At 29.2% G+C, this 18,895-nt stretch carries 18 protein-coding genes; 7 read left to right on the forward strand and 11 right to left on the reverse strand.

Annotated elements, in window-relative coordinates:
* Positions 1-2: 2 nt before the first annotated feature.
* From E7Z78_RS06945 to E7Z78_RS06955, 3 genes are read right to left on the reverse strand one after another with little or no spacing between them, the layout of a single operon-like run.
* Positions 3-1,325, reverse strand: a complete 1,323-nt coding sequence (locus E7Z78_RS06945) for a Gfo/Idh/MocA family oxidoreductase (protein ID WP_303724438.1) — start codon at positions 1,323-1,325, stop codon at positions 3-5.
* On the reverse strand, positions 1,326-2,402 hold the full coding sequence (locus E7Z78_RS06950) for an alanine--glyoxylate aminotransferase family protein (protein WP_303724439.1): 1,077 nt from the start codon (positions 2,400-2,402) through the stop codon (positions 1,326-1,328).
* A gap of 10 nt (positions 2,403-2,412) precedes the next feature.
* Positions 2,413-3,123, reverse strand: a complete 711-nt coding sequence (locus tag E7Z78_RS06955) for a class I SAM-dependent methyltransferase (protein WP_303724440.1) — start codon at positions 3,121-3,123, stop codon at positions 2,413-2,415.
* 222 nt (positions 3,124-3,345) lie between these two features.
* On the opposite strand from E7Z78_RS06955, the gene E7Z78_RS06960 reads away from it, so the two are divergent.
* The gene (locus tag E7Z78_RS06960; protein ID WP_303724441.1) at positions 3,346-4,179 is read left to right on the forward strand and encodes a phosphorylcholine transferase LicD; all 834 of its coding nucleotides are present in this window, start codon (positions 3,346-3,348) and stop codon (positions 4,177-4,179) included.
* Positions 4,180-4,287: 108 nt separating this feature from the next.
* Positions 4,288-5,334 (forward strand): polysialyltransferase family glycosyltransferase, encoded by a 1,047-nt coding sequence (locus E7Z78_RS06965; RefSeq protein WP_303724442.1) that lies wholly within the window; start codon positions 4,288-4,290, stop codon positions 5,332-5,334.
* On the opposite strand, the gene pseI is transcribed toward E7Z78_RS06965, so the two are convergent.
* From pseI to pseB, 8 genes are read right to left on the reverse strand one after another with little or no spacing between them, the layout of a single operon-like run.
* Positions 5,331-6,371 carry a pseudaminic acid synthase gene (gene pseI / locus E7Z78_RS06970; protein ID WP_303724443.1) on the reverse strand — a complete coding sequence of 347 codons (1,041 nt, stop codon included), beginning with the start codon at positions 6,369-6,371 and terminating at the stop codon, positions 5,331-5,333. The genes E7Z78_RS06965 and pseI overlap by 4 nt on opposite strands.
* Positions 6,368-7,033, reverse strand: a complete 666-nt coding sequence (locus E7Z78_RS06975; RefSeq protein WP_303724444.1) for an HAD family hydrolase — start codon at positions 7,031-7,033, stop codon at positions 6,368-6,370. Before E7Z78_RS06975 ends, pseI begins: the two co-directional genes overlap by 4 nt.
* Entirely contained in the window at positions 7,033-7,995 is a 963-nt protein-coding gene (locus tag E7Z78_RS06980) for an ATP-grasp domain-containing protein (RefSeq protein WP_303724445.1), read from the reverse strand. The genes E7Z78_RS06975 and E7Z78_RS06980 overlap by 1 nt, the downstream gene beginning before the upstream one ends.
* Before the next feature lie 15 nt (positions 7,996-8,010).
* Positions 8,011-8,970: an NAD(P)-dependent oxidoreductase gene (locus tag E7Z78_RS06985; protein WP_303724446.1), complete on the reverse strand. Its 960-nt coding sequence runs from the start codon at positions 8,968-8,970 to the stop codon at positions 8,011-8,013.
* 2 nt (positions 8,971-8,972) lie between these two features.
* Complete coding sequence (gene pseG / locus E7Z78_RS06990; RefSeq protein ID WP_303724447.1) at positions 8,973-10,004, reverse strand: UDP-2,4-diacetamido-2,4,6-trideoxy-beta-L-altropyranose hydrolase; 1,032 nt, start codon at positions 10,002-10,004, stop codon at positions 8,973-8,975.
* Positions 9,997-10,842: a glycosyltransferase family protein gene (locus tag E7Z78_RS06995; protein WP_303724448.1), complete on the reverse strand. Its 846-nt coding sequence runs from the start codon at positions 10,840-10,842 to the stop codon at positions 9,997-9,999. The genes pseG and E7Z78_RS06995 overlap by 8 nt, the downstream gene beginning before the upstream one ends.
* Positions 10,843-11,979: a UDP-4-amino-4,6-dideoxy-N-acetyl-beta-L-altrosamine transaminase gene (gene pseC / locus E7Z78_RS07000; protein WP_369693472.1), complete on the reverse strand. Its 1,137-nt coding sequence runs from the start codon at positions 11,977-11,979 to the stop codon at positions 10,843-10,845.
* Between the two features lie 6 nt (positions 11,980-11,985).
* Complete coding sequence (gene pseB, locus E7Z78_RS07005; protein ID WP_303724449.1) at positions 11,986-12,978, reverse strand: UDP-N-acetylglucosamine 4,6-dehydratase (inverting); 993 nt, start codon at positions 12,976-12,978, stop codon at positions 11,986-11,988.
* A gap of 110 nt (positions 12,979-13,088) precedes the next feature.
* On the opposite strand from pseB, the gene E7Z78_RS07010 reads away from it, so the two are divergent.
* The 5 genes from E7Z78_RS07010 to E7Z78_RS07030 all read left to right on the forward strand — a co-directional run bounded on the left by E7Z78_RS07010 (position 13,089) and on the right by E7Z78_RS07030 (position 18,800).
* Positions 13,089-14,519 carry a flippase gene (locus E7Z78_RS07010; protein ID WP_303724450.1) on the forward strand — a complete coding sequence of 477 codons (1,431 nt, stop codon included), beginning with the start codon at positions 13,089-13,091 and terminating at the stop codon, positions 14,517-14,519.
* Between the two features lie 7 nt (positions 14,520-14,526).
* Positions 14,527-15,525, forward strand: a complete 999-nt coding sequence (locus tag E7Z78_RS07015; protein ID WP_303724451.1) for an acyltransferase — start codon at positions 14,527-14,529, stop codon at positions 15,523-15,525.
* A 524-nt stretch (positions 15,526-16,049) separates the two neighbouring features.
* Entirely contained in the window at positions 16,050-16,892 is an 843-nt protein-coding gene (gene galU, locus E7Z78_RS07020) for a UTP--glucose-1-phosphate uridylyltransferase GalU (protein ID WP_303724452.1), read from the forward strand.
* A gap of 686 nt (positions 16,893-17,578) precedes the next feature.
* Positions 17,579-17,794, forward strand: a complete 216-nt coding sequence (locus tag E7Z78_RS07025; RefSeq protein WP_303724453.1) for a hypothetical protein — start codon at positions 17,579-17,581, stop codon at positions 17,792-17,794.
* A 67-nt stretch (positions 17,795-17,861) separates the two neighbouring features.
* Positions 17,862-18,800, forward strand: a complete 939-nt coding sequence (locus tag E7Z78_RS07030; protein ID WP_303724454.1) for a toll/interleukin-1 receptor domain-containing protein — start codon at positions 17,862-17,864, stop codon at positions 18,798-18,800.
* Positions 18,801-18,895 lie beyond the last annotated feature (95 nt).

Here is an 18,895-nt window from a genome sequence, read left to right on the forward strand (position 1 = left end):
AGTTATTTGATGAAATTAACATCTTTATTTTCAAAATCTTCAATAATTTTACAAATTGCTTTAGAAACTTTATAATCTATATAAGCATTATTTCTACTTAATTCAATAGATTTAGCAAAAGCTACAAGTTCATATCTTATTCCTTCACCATCCAATTGATAGAAGTATTTTTTATTATCCTCTTGATTTTCAAATCTTAATTCAAAATAATCTGTTTTCCACCAAGGTGCAGGAACAAACGCATAACCTTCAGTTCCGGAAATTATTAATTCACCTTCAGATTTAACACCATTAGCAACTTTTATTGAAGCAACCGCATTTTCATATTGAAAATCTATTTTAGTAAATAGATCAAAATTTTGGTTTTCATCTAATGTTAATGAATTGATTGTTTTATTTTTATAATCAGTACCCAATATTTGAAATATTGGTAAAAGAGCAGTTGGAGCCCATGAAGTAATACTATTCCAAGAATTATCCTCATATTCCCTCAGGCTTGTACAAGTTGCATCAACAGAATAGATTTCTCCAATTTTACCTCCTTTAAGTAAAAGTAATAATCTATTATATGCTGTGGAATAAGCTGTTTTAATAGAATCCATTAAAATTAAATTATTCTCATCAGCCATCTGTTTTAGTTCATCAAAATCTGCCTGATTTAATGCTATTGGAGATTCGCATAAAACATGTTTTTTATGAGATAATGCTTTTTTAATATCTGAATAATGCTGTGATGGATGAGATATGATAAATACTGCATCAACAACAGACAATAATTCATCAAAATCATCAGTTAAGAGCAATTCTTGATTTTCATAGGATTTTCTTTCATTATGATTAGGTACAAGAATCGCATTAACTTCAATCCCATTTACAAATTTAGATTCTTCATAAAACTTATTTAAAACATTACCTTCCCCAATCAATCCTAAATTAATGCTTCTTTTTTCAGCTCGTAAATCTGAACTTGAAACTCCTTCAGTCCTTTCAAGATAAATAACATCACAGTACTCTTTTAAATAATCAAAATAACCAACCCAATCGGAACCTACAGTGAAAATATCTATCCCTAATCTTTTTATATCATCGATTTTCTGACCTTCATACTCTTCAATGATAATTTCATCAGCAAGACCCGTAGCACGAACAGATTCTATTCTTTCCATTAGGGATTGTTGAACATTGATTTTTCCTCTTTTTTTATCAAAATCATCTGCTGTAACTCCAACAATCAGATAATCTCCTAGTTTTTTGGCTCTTTCAAGGAGTCTTTGGTGACCATAATGGAATAAATCATAAGTTCCATAAGTTATTACTTTTTTCATTTAAAATAGCCCTCTTTTTTGAATATCTCTAAGTGCTTCTATTAATGTGTCATTGTCTTCTGGAGATAAATCTCCCATATGACCCACTCTAAATAGCATGGTTTCAGATAAGTCATCACGTGCTGTACTAACCCAAATATCATATTCATTTTTAAGGATTTCAACAATATTGGCTTCAATTTTTTCATTAGAGTGGACTGTTGTTACTGCATTTGACAAACATTTGCATTTAACTTCAAATGGGAATTCTGTGATTTTATTTCTAAAATCTTCAGCTAATGATGAGATTCTTTTGATTTCCTCATCAATACCTCCATCATTTTTAAGTTGTTTTAATCTAGCATTAAGCTGTAATATCACTGTAATTGCCGGAGTAAATGGAGTTTGACCTCTAACACCGTTTATTAACATGTCTTCAAAATCAAAATACATGGATTTACAATCATTTTCTTCAACACGTTTAATTGCATCTTCAGATAAAACAATAATAGCAATTCCTGGAGGGCATGCTAAAGCTTTTTGTGATCCAGTCAATACAACATCAACCCCATGTTCAACCATATTTAAATCATCAGCTAAAAAGGAACTGACTGCATCAATAACCAAAAATAAATTATTTTTTTTACAAAATTCACTTATTAAATTAATATCATAATAGACTCCAGAACTAGTTTCACATATATTTAGCAAGAATGCAGTATATTCCTTACCATCATATTCATATAATTTTTCATGAGTAAGACAATGTCCAAATTCTAGTTTAATCTCATCACAGTCAATATTATGTAAATTGCATAAGTCAACAAATCTTTGACCAAATCCTCCTCCGTTAACAATTAAAACTTTATCATTTTCATTGAATACATTCATTACAGTAGCTTCCATACCTGCAGTCCCTGATCCAGTTAAAAAAATAGCTCTTGAATCATCACTGGCATGGAGAAGTTCTTTCATTAACTGTTCATTTTCTAAATTCACTTTAGAAAATTCCGGAGTCCTAAAGTAAGGTGTTTGTTTTGAACCAATATCCAAAACTAAATCACTACTCATCACAGGCCCTAATGCAAAATTTAACATGATAATCACCTTATCCAATTACATAAAACATGTAATTAGTTTCAGTATGGTCGCTTAAATCATCGAAAAGATGACCTGTACGCATTTCTTTACAGTTTAATTGTTTAAAGAAATCTAAATATTCTTGTTCAGTCCTATAAATTGCACTATAATCAGATTCTAAACCTTCAGAATAGAAATCTTTAAGGGTTAATCTTGTTTCCATACAGGAAGTTGGTTCCATAGCAAATATTATTTTATCTTCAGCACCAATTTCGTTAACTTCATCCATGATAATGTTTATATCATCGTCATTAATGTACATTAAAAATCCAGAAAATATTATTACATCAAATGGAGGTTCAATCAGTAACTCATCAACTTTAATATCGGTAGCGGACATTAATTGGAATTTACAGTTATCAAATTCTTTATAGGAATTTTTAGCAATTTCTAAAAGTTCTTCAGAAAAGTCTAAACCTAAATATGAATCGCATTTGTCATGCAATGCTTCAACCCATCTACCAACGCCACAACCAATTTCAAGAACCTTTTTGCCTGAAACGTCGACATTTTCATAGAATATTTTTTTCTCTTCTTGGTGTCTTTGTTCAGAGTTTTCCTTATCTTGGAATAAAACAATTGAAAATTCACCTTCTTCATCTTTACTTGCTCTTTTATTGAAGAAATCTTTAACTTTATCAGAGTTAATATCTTCTTTATCTCCATATAATCTAGACATTTTAACACCTTTAATAATTATGTTAATTAATTAGTGGAAAACTAATCAAATATATTATATAATTATTTAATCATATAATATATATTAAACAACTCTTTATTAAATTTTTATATAATCAAAATAATATTTATTTAAAAAAATTAGATAAAGATTAAATAAATGATAGATAAATTCTTCTAATATGATTTATTAGTGATATAATAAAAATAAAGGAAAATAAACATGATTAAAGAAAAAAGATATGATGATGAAACATTGAAACATCAACAACAAGTCAGCATGAAAATCTTAAATTATCTCATAAAAATTTGTGAGGAAAACAATTTGACTTATTTCCTGTATGGAGGCACTTTAATTGGAGCTGTAAGGCATCAAGGATTTGTGCCATGGGACGATGATATTGATGTAATCATGTTTAGAGAAGACTTTGAAAAATTAAATAAAATTTTAGAAAAAAACATTGATGACAAATATAGATTCATGAATTGTTTAAATGAAGAAACATATCATTACACTTGGGGAAGGTTAATGCTAAAAAATACCATTTTCAAAGAATGGTGGGCAGATCAAGTTGATTATGAACCAAATATCTATATTGACATATTTATTTTAGACAATATTCCAAATAACAAATTTAAAAGATTTATCCATAGATGGACATGTTATTTTTTAAATATGATTTCATCTTATTCTTTAATTAAACATGAAAATGATTCTAAAATAAAAAAAATAATTCAGCAAACAGTTTATTATACAATTAAAGTGCTCCCTATTTCCCCGGATAGTATTAGAAAAAAATGTGTTAAATCATTCACTAAATATCAGAATGAGAACTGTGAAGAAGTATGTGATTTTCCATCTTCAGGAATAATGCCTATTTCTTTTAAAACAGATTGGTTCCCTGTAAAAAAAGTGAAATTTGAAGATATTGAAGTCAATATTCCAAATAATTATGATAAAATCCTAAAACTGGAGTATGGCGAGTATATGGAATTGCCACCAGAAGAGGATAGATTTAGGCCTGCGCCAGAAGAGATTGATTTTGGCGAATATTAGAAATCTAGAAAACTGCACATCGAGAATTAGACCCAAATATAAATATTTAAAAAAAATATCATAGTAACTATTAATACAATTACATTCAAATATATTAACGGAGATTAAATGGTAAAAAATAAAAAAAACATATGTTTAGTGACTACAGTATATTCATTTTTCTTATATTTATTGATAAATGGATATAATGAAGATGATATCTATATATTTACTGCATGGTTCCCAAAAGAAGTATCTGACAATGTGAAACACATTAAAATGCCACCAGTAGTTTTCAGAGGGAAAAAATTCGCTGAATTAAATTCAATATCAGGAATTTACAAAAATATTATTGGATTCTCTAGATATTTCTATGGATATTTTAAACTTAGAATATTACTATTTATTAAAACATTTAACTGCGATGTCGAAGTTTACGGACATGCACAGACACCATTTTCATATATATTTTTTGAAAATACCTCCAATATAATTGAAGATGGAATGGAAAACTATACTGCAAAAATATGTGAAACCCACAAAATAAATCATATCATTGATACACTTTTACATATTTGTGGAATTTATTTTTTAAATATATGCGAATGTTATGGTACTCATAAAAATGTAAAAAATGTTTACTTGACAAATAACCTTGATCATCCGTTAATTAATGATAAATTACAAGTGATTGATATAAAACAACTTTGGAATAACTTAAATGATGCTGACCAAAAGAAATTTTTAGAAATATTTAATGTGAATATTGAGGGCATAGATTTTAATAAAAAAACTGCTCTTTTATTAACAGAACCTTTATCTGAAGGATATTTAATAAGCATAACCGAAGAAGAAGAAATACAAATATATAAAGAAATGATTGAAAAGTTTAATGATTATCAAGTGATTATTAAACCTCACCCGAGAGATACAAAGGATTTTAAAAAAATATTTCCAAATGTAAAAGTTATTGATAGAAGTTTTCCAGTGGAAATATTGACTATGATTGATATTAATCCAACTGTCGTATGTTCTGTTGTTTCCACTGCATTATACAATTTTGAAAAAAGTCAAATTTATGTATATGATGGAAAATTGACTGATGAATATATTATTAATGCACAGAATGAATTGTTAAAGATACTAAAAGAAAAAAATTTAAAGTTAATTCATTAATTTATAAATGATAAATCAAATGGAGTTCCTTTTTTTAAATCTTTTTTTACTTGTTTACCTAATATTTCCTTTAAATATTTCGGATGAAGACCAAACCCTGGCCTGATTGAACGGACATTACCTTCAGTGATAATATCTCCTTTTTTCATATCCTCAACAACAAATAATGATCTTGAAAATTCACGGTTTGCTTTCACTTTATCAGATAACTCATAACTAACATTACCTAATGCTTTTTCAACATTTCTTATTGAATCAACCATTTGTTTAAATTCTAAAGGTTCCATTGAAAAGTCAGAATCTGGACCTCCCATATTTCTATCCAAAATAAAGTGTTTTTCAATGATTTTAGCACCTAATGCAATCGCAGCTGTTGAAACTTCACCTCCTAAAGTATGATCAGACAATCCAACAGCAACACCAAATTTATCTTCAATATCTGGAATAGTATTTAAATTTATTTCATCTAAAGGAGCAGGATAGGATGAAGTGCATTTTAAAAGTGCAATTTTATTATTACCTGCATCTAAACAGGTTTTAACAGCAAGATCAATATCTTCCAATGAAGCAATGCCAGTAGAAATAATTATTGGTTTGCCTTTACTTGCAACATATTCAATCAATGGAATGTCAGTTATCTCAAAGGATGCGATTTTATATGCAGGCACATCCATATCTTCCAGAAAATCTACTGAAGTTTTATCGAAAGGTGAAGAAAATACGATTAAGCCTAAATCTTCTGCAACCTTTTTGAGTTTAGGTTGCCAATCCCAAGGCATGTATGCATCTTCGTACAACTCATGAAGGACTTGTCCATCCCAAATAGTCCCCTGCTTTATTTGGAAATATTCATTATCACAATCAATAGTAATGGTATCTGGAGTGTATGTTTGAAATTTAACCGCATCGGCACCAGCCTCTTTCATTGCTTTAATTGTCTTAACTGCAACATCAAAATCATTCATATGATTAGCAGATAACTCTGCTATTATAAATGTTGGTTGATTAACACCTATTTCCTTATTTGCTATTCTCATTTAAAAACACCTAAAATTTCATTTAAATTATTTACTATATAATCAGCTTCAATTCTTTCATAACCTCTTTTTTTCCAGTAATCTAATTCATCTTCCATTTTAACCTGGATTGATTTCATACCCAATTGTTTTGGAGCTTTAAAATCCTTATAAGGATCATCACCAATATAACATGATTCATTTACATTAGAATTAAGAAGAGACAACGCTAACTTATATGGTTCAACTGAAGGTTTCCAAAAGTCACTACCTAAAATATCAGTGAAAATGATTTCATCAAAATATTTTTCAATATTTAATGCATCCACTTTTCTTTTTTGAACAAAAGACCTACCATCAGTTATTAATGCTAATTTATAATCTTTCTTTAAACGATTTAAAAGAGGAATTGATTCGGGATATAAAGATATGTCAGGAAAATGAAATCTATAAATATATACTAATGTAGAAACATCTTCATTAAAATCAAAATCAGATATCAATCTATCAAATACACTACCTCTACCATCTTCATTAAAGATATCCATAATTTTTGAAAATAAACTATCAAAATTACAATCATATTTATTACTTAAATACTTTGCAACCTCTTTAAATCCGCTTTCGACATAAGTTTTCTCAGGATATAATGTATTATCCAAATCAAAAATAATTGATTTCATTATTTGTCCTCTAAATTTTGTCCATCAATAAAATAATCCTCAACAAAACGTAATGCCACCAAATTATCTTTAAAATTACCTATTCTTGATTCTAATTTTTCACCATTTAATAATTTAATTAAAAATTCGGCAGAATTAGCTCCTGCTTCAAAACTAATACTTGCAGCTCCCCCAAAACGAGGATTTATTTCAATGAATTTAATGTTAACACCATCAAAGAAACATTGAATTGTATTATGTCCTTTAAGTTTTAATTTTTCCGCTAGTCTAACAGATTCATCGATAATTAATTTATTATTAACAGTTCTGGTTACTAAAGACTCTCCCCCCCAAACATTTACCCTTTGCCTAGGAACTGCAGAAATAACTCTCCCTTCAAAATCTGCAAACAAATCAATAGTATACTCCGGTGCTTCGACACACTCCTGAATAATAAAATCATTATCTTTAGACAGTATCTTATCTAATTCTTCAAATGAATCTACTTTAAATGTATCCATACCACTTTTTCCGACAACAGGTTTTAAAAATAAAGGAAAATCTTCTTTTGAAATTGATTGAATGTTTTCAAAAGTATTTGGAATTCCAAAAGCATTATTTTTACAAAAATTGATGAATTTAAGTTTATCCTGACAAATTTCAATAGTCTCAACATCAGAAACCATCAATTTTACACCAATTTCATCAAATAAACTTTTATTCTTGGAAAACAAGATTAATTCTTCATCACGAGTTGGAATAATAAGTTTAACTTCATTATTTTTACAAAAATCAATTATAAAATCTATAAAATTAGGGTGATCACTTCTCGAAACAATTAAAGATTCATCAGCAAAATATAATGCTGGAGATTCCACATTAATATCAGCAGCATATATTTTACCATTGTCCCCAATAGCCTTTTTAAAATTTCTAACGAGACTAACTTTTCTTGAAGCACTAGTTATTAAAATATTATTCATCAACCCACGACCTAATTAAATTAATTTACCATCCTTTTCATAGGCAATGATTTTTTTAATTCCTGTTTTAAAATCTGTTGGAGGTTGCCAGCCAGTAACTTCCTTTAATTTAGTTATATCTGCACAACTCGCTTCATATTGCTCAGTAGTTCCATGATCATTCACTTTAGATTCATCTAAAATTCCTTCATCAATTAAATTATTAATCAAATTATTAACAGTATTCGGAGTTCCAGTGGCTAAATTTACAATACCTTCAGCTTCACTTTCCTGTGCTAATGTCAGTAATCCTTTTGCAACATCTCCTGCAAAAACATAATCAAATTGATTATCTCCATTATATAAATCCAAAGTTTCACCATTTAGACACATTCTAACCCATCGAGAAACAATACAATTAGAGCCTCTACCATAAACTCTGTAAATCCTTGCGTTTACAACCCTTAAATCTGGCAAGAATAACTCTTTAATAAATTCTAATTCCTTTTCAGTGTAAAATTTAGCTCCACCACATAAATTACGTGGATAAACAATGTCTGTTTCTTTTAAAAATTTTACATCCTTCAATGAATCAGACATGTACAATTGAGTATCATATAATAGATAACTTGAAGCAAAAACGAATGTATTTAAATTAGTCATCTTTTTAGCAATATTAGTTATGTTATGACTAACTAACATGTTATCATGCCAATTCACATCCCAAAATTCGGGAGATTCTTCAGATCTTTCAAAAGCCGCTGCCAAGTGAAGAATTACTTCCGGATTAAAATCAACTAATTCCTGCAAATCATCTGTAGCCAAATCTTTTTGAATATGAGTTACCTCATCCCAATCCCCTTCTGGAAGGGGTAATCTATCAACAGACATAATATCTGCTTCTTCTTCAATTAAATATCTTAAAAGTTCACGACCAATAACACCAGATGAACCTGTCACCAATACTTTTTTATCTTTAAATGAAATTTTACTCATAATTAAACCACCATTTCATCAATTACACGTTTTGAGCCATAACCATCAATGAACTTTTGACCATCAATACTCATTTTTTTACGTGCATCTTTATTATTAATTAAATAATCAAAAATATTTATAAGTTCTTTTTTATCTAAATCTTCCAATTTACCAATAGTTTTAAATAAATTATTATCATCTAACCCAGTTAATAAAACTTCCTCTACATATGATGTTGCACCAACAATCGTTGGCACACCCATAAATGCCAATTCCCAAACTGTTGTCCCTCCACTTGAAAATGCAAGATCTGCCCATTGCATAACTTCCGGCATATTAGATATATTTTTTAGTATTTTAACATTAAATTTGAGATTACCAATAAAGTTATTAAGTATTTCTTCATGAATATTATTAGCTCCTATTAAAACAATGACCTCAAAATCACTGAAATTAAGAGAATTCAAAATTTTTAAAATATCTAACGAGTAATTATTAACATCACTGCCACCTAACGTGACTAAAATGTTATTAGCTTTACTTTTAATTATTTTTGTATAGTTTTGAAATTCTAAAAATTCATTTCGAAGCAATGTGAAATCCGTACCAATTAACAATTTAGTATAATCTTCTTTTTTAGAACTGTACCACTCACATTTCCCGTGTAAATTCTGATTTAAAACAATATTTGAATTATAGTGAGATTTTTTACCATCATCATCAAAAATCAAATAATTAATATCATTTTTTCTTAAAAATCCAAGATAATCTTCATTAAAAACATAGCCATCAACAATGACCCATGAAATACATTTATCCTTGACAATATCGAGTAAAAATTCTGAATCTTCTTTAGAACCTGATTCAAAAGGATTTACAATATACTCCATATTTTCAGAAATTATTCTTTTTTTAAGATTTTCATTATCGTTTATTAAAAAATAAATATTGTCCCTTACTTTTTGCCATTTTTGAGCTAGAGCCAAAGTCCTCATAAAATGCCCCATTCCACTTTCATAGGTACTGTCCACACGAATTAATAAGTTATTCATTGTTTTTCTCCAAATGCCCTTCTATGAATTTTTTAGCTCTATTTAAATCCTGAATATCGCACAAATTCATTGCTTCAATTAATTCTTCATCTAAGTTATTGCAAACTTTTTTTTGGATAACCTCTTCATTAATATATTTAATCCAAGGTTTACGCTCAAATAAATCCAGAATATCCGATAATGTGAAAAAATTATTTTCATAATACAAGTTATTATAAATTACACATAGTAATGCATAATCTTGTGGAGTATCTAAAGTGATGCGGATATCAGAATTATTTTTACTTTCAAAATATTTATTTATTTTAAAATCATCAGGATGAGACTTATAAATGTAAGGAGTTACATGTTCTTTTTCATAGGTCTCAGTTGCATTTAAATATGCTTTTTCTAATGCTTGAAAATTAATAACTTCGCAATCGATTCCTCTTGGAAACGATTCAATTAGACTATTTGATGTATAATCAGCATCAGAATTTATATGACTTTGAATAACTTTATCAATAATAGTCCAGTCAACACATGGACAATCACTGGTTATTCTAACAACCACATCCAAATTAAACTCAACTGAAGCATGATAATATCTTTCTAAAACGTTGTCTAAACTTCCTCTAAAATAAGGAACATTTTCATCAATTGCTACCCTAACAATTTCATCATCTTCAGAATTAACTGTGGTCGCAATAATAACCTCATCTAAAAATTCTGATTTTTTAACACGCCTAATATCTTGTTGTAATACACAAATATTACTTCCATAGGGAAGAGATTGTAAAACTTTTTTAGGGAATCTCGATGAAGAGGTTCTAGCTTGAATAACTGCCCCAATTTTCATTTAAAAATCACCAAATACCTCAAATAATGTTTCTTTTACAAATTCAATATCTTCATCGCTTAATGTAGGATACATTGGAATACTTAACTCTCTTTTATAAAATTCTTCACAAACGGGGCATAAATCCATTTTAAATCCTAGTTTTTGATAATAAGGTTGTTTATAAACAGGAATATAATGCACCTGCACACCCAATCCATTTGCCCTGAGTTTAGCAAATATTTCCTTTTTAGATTTTATGAATTTATCTTTAAGCAATATTGGGTATAAATGATAAGCGGATTTTCTACCCTCTTTTTCTATTGTTACATCAAAATAAGGATTATCCTCAAATATTTCATTATAAATACTAGCAATTCTTCTTCTTGCTTTTACAAATGAATCTAATTTTTTAAGTTGTGATAAACCCAATGCACATTGAATATCAGTTATACGGTAGTTGAATCCAAGTTCCTGCATTTCATAGTACCAATCACCATGAGACTCATTTACAAGATTATTTTTGGTAATTCCATGTGATCTGAATAATTGTAATCGTTCATAATATTCTTCATCATTAGTGACAATTATTCCACCTTCCCCTGTAGTGATGTGTTTTACCGGATGAAAACTGAACATTGCCATTTCAGAATACTTCAAAGAACCTATTTTTTTACCGTCATACACTGCACCTAATGCATGAGCCCCATCTTCAATAATTTTAACATTATCTATTTCAGAGAGTTCTTTTAAATCAACAGGATTTCCAGAATAATGAACCGGAGTTATGAGTTTAGTATTTTCACTAGTTTCAATTTTAGAAGCGTCAATATTTCCAGTTTCAAGTTCGATATCTCCAAATCGAACATTAGCTCCCAAATATAATCCTGCATTGGAACTAGCCACAAATGTGTTTGGAGAAGTTATCATTTCATCACCTTTTTTAAGACCCAATGCAAAATAGGCTCCATGCAAGGCAGAAGTTCCTGAATTGAATGCTACAGCATATTTGGATCCGCAATATTTTGCCAATTCTTTCTCAAACTCTTCAATTTTAGGCCCTTGAGTGATTAATGGAGATTTTAAAGTTTTTATGACTTCCTCAATATCCTCATCATCAATTGTTTGTTTTCCATAAGGTAAAAATTTAGAAATAATATCACCTTAATAAACTATATCAATATGTTTTAAAGCTTCACGAATCTCTTCAACAGTTAACCATTCTGAATTGTTGTCTGATGCATAGCGGAACCTGTCATCAACCTTTTTTCCACCTTCAATTTCGAGATTATCCCACCATTCAAGTTCAGGATAAATTATATAGTAATCATCATATTCATAAGCGGATCTTGAATCCTCTTCAGTAATCATTACTTCGTGAAGCTTTTCACCAGGCCTGATTCCAACGTCTTCAAGTTCACAGTCAGGAAGCATTGCACGAGCGAGGTCTGTCACTTTAAATGAAGGACATTTGTGGATGAACAGTTCTCCACCTCTTGCTTCACCAATAGCTTTTATAACTAAGTCAACAGCTTCATCAAGAGTAATCCAGAAACGAGTCATTCTCATATCTGTAATAGGTAATTTTGTAGCTCCTTCATCAATTAATGTCTTGAAAAATGGAATTACAGAACCTCTACTTCCACTAACGTTACCATATCTTACAACAGAGAAAGTAGTGTTTTTTGCTCCAACATAGGCATTAGCTGCAATAAACAATTTATCTGAAACCATTTTAGTGGCACCATATAAATTAACAGGGTTTACTGCCTTATCTGTTGATAATGCAACTACCTTTTCAACATTTTTGTCGATTGCAACATCAACAATGTTTCTTGCACCATCAATATTGGTTTTAATAGCTTCCAATGGATTGTATTCTGCTGCTGGAACCTGTTTAAGTGCAGCTGCATGAACAATGATGTCCACACCATCACATGCCCTTGCAAATCTTTCTTTATCCCTAACATCTCCCAAGAAGTATCTCATTTGCTTTTTGTAATCTTGGAATTGTCTTTGCATCAAATACTGTTTATATTCATCTCTAGAGTAAATAATGATTTTTTTAGGATTGAACTGTTCTAAAACTCTTTTTGTGAATTTCTTACCAAATGAACCAGTCCCTCCAGTAATTAAAATAACTTTATCATCTAACATGATTGAACTCCTTATAATAAAAAAATATATTAATAAAAGTTTATTAATATTAATATATTATTTTTCACTTAAATATTTAACAGAAAAAATATAATTAGGATATTAAGCCTATGAGTCAAATACAAACAATATTTAAAAATATGAGTTGGTTATTTATTTCACAAATAATAGCGAGTATTTGTGGATTCATATGGACCATATTAATGGCAAGATACTTAGGGGTTAGTGAGTATGGAATTTTAGGTTTTGCCATTTCATTTTCGGGAGTTTTAGTCGTTATTGTCGAATTAGGAATTAGTTTTAATATGGTAAGAACCATTGCAACAGACAATAGTTCTGCAACAAAATACTTAGGCAATGCCATACCCCTAAAAGGATTACTTTCAGTTATTTATTTTACAATATCCTTAATTATTTTAATTTTAATAGGATCAAATGAACTTACAATTACAATTACACTACTATTTGTAATAGAAGCGATTATTAAATCATACACTAATATATTAAATAGTGCTTTTCAAGGATTTGAAAAACTCAAATATCAAGGAATTGGAAATACCCTACTAAATATAATCTTATTCATTTTTATTATATTAACTGTTTACGCAGATTTCGGCATATTCGGTATTTCAATATCATATATTTTAGCCAATATTATCGCATTAATTTATGAATATTACGTTTTAAGAAAATATATTACAAAACCTCATTATGAATTCAATAAATCATATTGTAAGGAAATTATATTAGTGTCAATACCATTTGCAATAACAGGATTATTATACACAATATATTATTCCATTGACATGGTTATGTTAACACAATTTGTTGGGAACTATGCAACTGGGATATATAATGCCACATATAAACTAATTTCAGTATTAACCTTATTTTATGGAATATATTCTGCAGTAATCTTTCCAGTTATGAGCAAATTCTTTAAAAAAGATGACAAAATGCTTATAATAAGCTATGAAAAATCAATAAAATACTTGATGCTTATAATGATACCTCTTGCAATTGCGACAATGTTTTACTCTTTAGATATAATTCAATTTATTTATGGGCATGAATATGATGCTGCATCATCAGTTTTATCTATTTTAATTTGGACTGTTTGTTTATTATTCATTAGTGGTGCAGGAAATACATTATTAAATGCAGTGCATAAAGAAAAAACAGTGACAAAGATTTATGCACTTGCAGCAGTGTTCAATATAGTTTTAAACTTCTTTATGATACCTTATTTATCTTACAATGGAGCAGCCATCACAACTGTTTTAAGTGATGTTTTAATTGTGGTTGTTCAAAGTTATGTAATTTATAAACTAGGACACAGACCTAACAAGAAATTATATTATGATTTAATAAAAATCATAGTAGGATCAGGAATATTGGGAATCGCATTGTACTTCCTACACCTAAACATGTGGGTGGCACTGCCTGTTGGAATTATAATTTACTTTGCAACAGTTTACTTATTAAGATTATTCGATGATGACGACAAATACGTCATTAAAGAGATTTTAGGAAGAAATTAGTGATACTATGGCAGTTAAAAAAGAGAGAATATTTTACTACGATGCATTAAGGGCATTTGCAATCATTGCAGTCATAATCTGTCATGTGGACATGTTTTTTGGCCCACTAACAAGCCAAACACAAGTCATTGCACAAATGACTTTCCATGACATCGGAAGGATTGGTGTTCCGATTTTTCTAATGATTAGTGGTGCATTGCTTTTAAACCGTGACTATCCTGATTTGGGACATTTCCTTAAAAAACGTTTTGCAAGAATCATTTATCCATTCATCTTTTGGATAATCCTGATTCTAGGCCAATTATACCTTTATCATTACTATCCGTCATATCTTTGGAAAGTGTTTATAGGTGAGCCTTCAATCACATGGTATTTCTGGACACTCATTGGGATTTACCTGTTCATTCCTGTCATAAACGCATTCATCAAGGAATATGGAGAAAAGGGAATCAAGTACTTTTTAGCAATATGGTTCATCACAATGGTTCTGAGAACATTCAACGCTTATCCATTATGGCAATACTTTGATTTGAACATGTTTGCAGGATATATAGGCTATCCTATCTTAGGTTATTGGCTTTCAACCAAAAAATTCAACATGAGCGACGTTAAGGTATGCATTTTAGGTCTCATCACACTTTTAGTGTCATTGTCAGTGTTTGTTTATCTGAACTATCTCGGCAGCGACTGGATCAGTCTGATTTATCAAAACATTCCAATAATATTCATGGGATCCGGCCTGTTCCTGTTTGTAGAATATCTGGATAAGCTTCACAAGTTCGATTCAATTAAAAATAACTTCATAGGCAAGGCAATAATCTCATTGAGCGTGTGCAGCTACGGAATGTACTTCTCACATGTTCTGGTGGTGAAATTCCTGTCAGACTACAATCCGCACACTCACCTGATGTTTCCGGTGATGTTTGTGCTTACAATATTCCTGTCATGGCTGATGCCGTACATTTTAAGCAAGATTCCTTATGTCAAGACAATAAGTGGAGTTTAAGCTCCACATTCTATTTTTTTAAAGCAGAAAATAAGTTCTTCTGAAAACCTTGTTAAAAAAAGGGATAACTCTTAATAATAACTAAATAAAATTTAGAACATGCCCAAAAAATGATTATTTTTCAGCTTAAAAATAATTTCAAATTGAATATTAAACCTTAAAAAAATAAGTTAAACACAGTGATGATTAGGAAAATAAATTTTCCAAATCATCTTAAAGTTTTAAGTGATATTCTAAAAAACTACAAGTTTTTTAAAATGTGTGCAAAGCACATGTTGATAATTTATTTATGATTAAATAAAAACTTATCTAAACATTGTTACTAAAAATGGATAAGTGTAAATAATAACTTAATAAAATCTTAATAAAAAATTATTCAAAAAATCATCTAACATATATTACTACCGAATAATTCAAGTATACATTAAATATACATTTAGACACAAACTATTTTAACTTTTATAACCGAAATCAAAACCCACATTATCACATAATTTATCCATAACCAAAGACAATATAAACACATGAAAGCAATTATTCCAGCAGCAGGATTAGGAACCAGATTCTTACCTGCAACTAAAGCTCAACCAAAGGAAATGTTACCAGTCTATGACAAGCCAACCATACAGTATGTTGTCGAAGAAGCAGTGGCTTCAGGAATCGAGGACATCATCATAGTCACAGGAAGACACAAAAGATCCATTGAAGACCATTTCGACAAGTACTATGAACTTGAATATAACCTTCAAAAGGCAGGAAAAGACCGTGACCTTAAGGAAATCAGAAAAATCACTGACCTGGCAGACATCTGTTATGTCAGACAAAAGGAGCAAAACGGATTGGGGGATGCAATCAAATGCGGTCAAAGACATATTGGAGGAGAAGCTTTCGCTGTTCTTTTAGGTGATTCAATCACTAAAGGTCCCACCCCATGTACCAAACAGTTAATAGATGTTTACAATAAGTACAATGCATCTGCAATCTCACTTGAAGAGGTTCCACCGGAAAAAGTTGAAAGATATGGAATCATCAGCGGAAGTGAAGTTGAAAAGGATATCTACAAGATCAAGGAACTGGTTGAAAAACCACCAATGGACAAGGCACCTTCCAACCTTGCAATAATGGGCAGATATGTGCTGACACCGGATATTTTTGACAAGATTGAAGAGACAGAACCTGGAGTTGGCGGTGAAATTCAGCTAACTGACGCTCTTCAAAAACTGGATTCAATTTATGGAGTCGCATTTGAAGGCAAAACCTATGATATTGGAAACCGTTTTGAATGGTTAAAGACTTCAATAGAATTTGCATTGGATGATGTTGAGTTTAAATATGACCTTATGGAGTACATGAAAAGTTATATATAAAATTGAATAATTGATTATCAATAGTTATGTATGATAAAATAGAGTTTTCCACAGAAAAATCAACCAAAAGCATCAATGAATCAATTATCATTTTTTATTAATCACTACAATCAATATAATTCCCAAGAAAAAGTATTGGATGTAAATTAACTTGTATCAATTTATCGCCTAAAAATATTAATGACCAAATGCTCTCTAAAGCCTTTTATATTACCTTGAACAAAGCATTTATAATAATGAATAAAAAAAAATTAATAAAAAATAAATTCATGCATATGGACATGAAACAATAGAGTATTATAATCATAATGTTTAATAATTTAAATTTAACGAGTAATTATATTTAATATTAAAGTTTAAACTTTAATTTTTGTGCGAACTACTTGCATAATACCGATACATTTATAAAGATTATACACTCATTATATACATGGAGGTGTTTAAAAAGAATTTAATAAAAAAAGTAATCTGAAAAAAATGTTGATTCATTATTGATAGATTGGGACCTTAACAACAATGAACAACAAATATAAAACCAAAATAACATGAATAGTTTTACATATAAAACTTTAATTACTTACTATTTAAAGATAATCATTGTTTTATACTACACAAACTATTTTTCAGATTAAATTTATTCTCTTTTTAAAATCCTCCTTAAAAATAAATGAAACGGAGGAAAGATAATGAGCGATATAATATCTAAATTACATGATAAGAATGAAGACGTGAGCAATATTGAGTTACTAGATGAAATTATTGCATTTCAATTCTCTAAAATTATAAAGTATCATGAGAATTCAGTCAAAATATCTAATACTGTAAATGAAAAAGCTGAAAATTCAATGCGTAATTTAATTGAACTTTTAAAGCTTAGAGAAAACTACAGATATGATCAATAATACTTGTTGAACTAAAGGTCCCAATTAATTATTCAAAAAACGATAAATTGAAAAATTAAGGTGGATTATGAAAGCTTTTATTAGTCATGATTCTAGAGATAAAGAACGTTTCGTTAAAGAATTTGCAGAGAAATTAATGAACAAAGGAATAGATGTTTGGTATGATGAATGGGAACTTAAACTAGGCGACAGTTTAATGAAAATATTCGAAGATATGCCTGATTGTGACATATTCATCACTATTATTTCTAAATATAGTATAAATTCAAAATGGGTGAAAGAAGAGTGTGATTCTGCATTTATAAAAAAGATTGAAAATAACATGAAATTCATACCAGTCATACTCATGGATGAAAATTTTGAAATACCACATTATTTAGATCATTTAGTTCAAAGTAGGATTCACAACATAGATAATTATGAATCTGAATTTGACAAGATTGTCTCAGACATATGGGGAGTTTCTAAAAAACCACCATTAGGAGACAGACCTAAATATACTTCAATAACCCCTATTAAGGGATTTACACAACTGGATTCATTAATTATTCAAAAATTAGGAGAATTATTACATTCTAAAAACAATATGTTTTCTTCTGATGAGATTATAGAGTTGACAAACAATGAATTTTCAAAAGAAGACATTCTTGAATCCATACAAGTCCTTGAAAGTGACTATAAACTTGAATGTCAATATGGTTTAGGTTCCAGATTCCCATATACCCTAAAATTAACTCCTTCAGGAGTGATTTTTTATAGCTTGCATTATGAGGAAGATTTTGAAACTTATATGAAAGATGTTGTTTCAACTCTTTTAAATGAAAAAGTACATAGCAATGAAGAGATTTGTAAAAAAATTGATTGTCCAAAATTCATTGTTAATGCAATTTTAGAGCAATTTTTAAATCATAGAATAATAAAGGGATCAAAAACCGTAGACGGCTCAATAATCATATATGAAATTACCGGTAAGGGTCGCAGACAATTAAAGAATTTTCTTGATTAAAAAAAGGAGTTTAAATGAATACTTTAAAAACATTTATTGTTATGCATCTGAAGATAAGGAAAGGTTTGTAAAACATTTTTATCTAAAATATCCTC

It is taken from the genome of Methanobrevibacter thaueri, from assembly GCF_015062915.1.
GTDB classification, from domain to species: domain Archaea; phylum Methanobacteriota; class Methanobacteria; order Methanobacteriales; family Methanobacteriaceae; genus Methanocatella; species Methanocatella thaueri_B.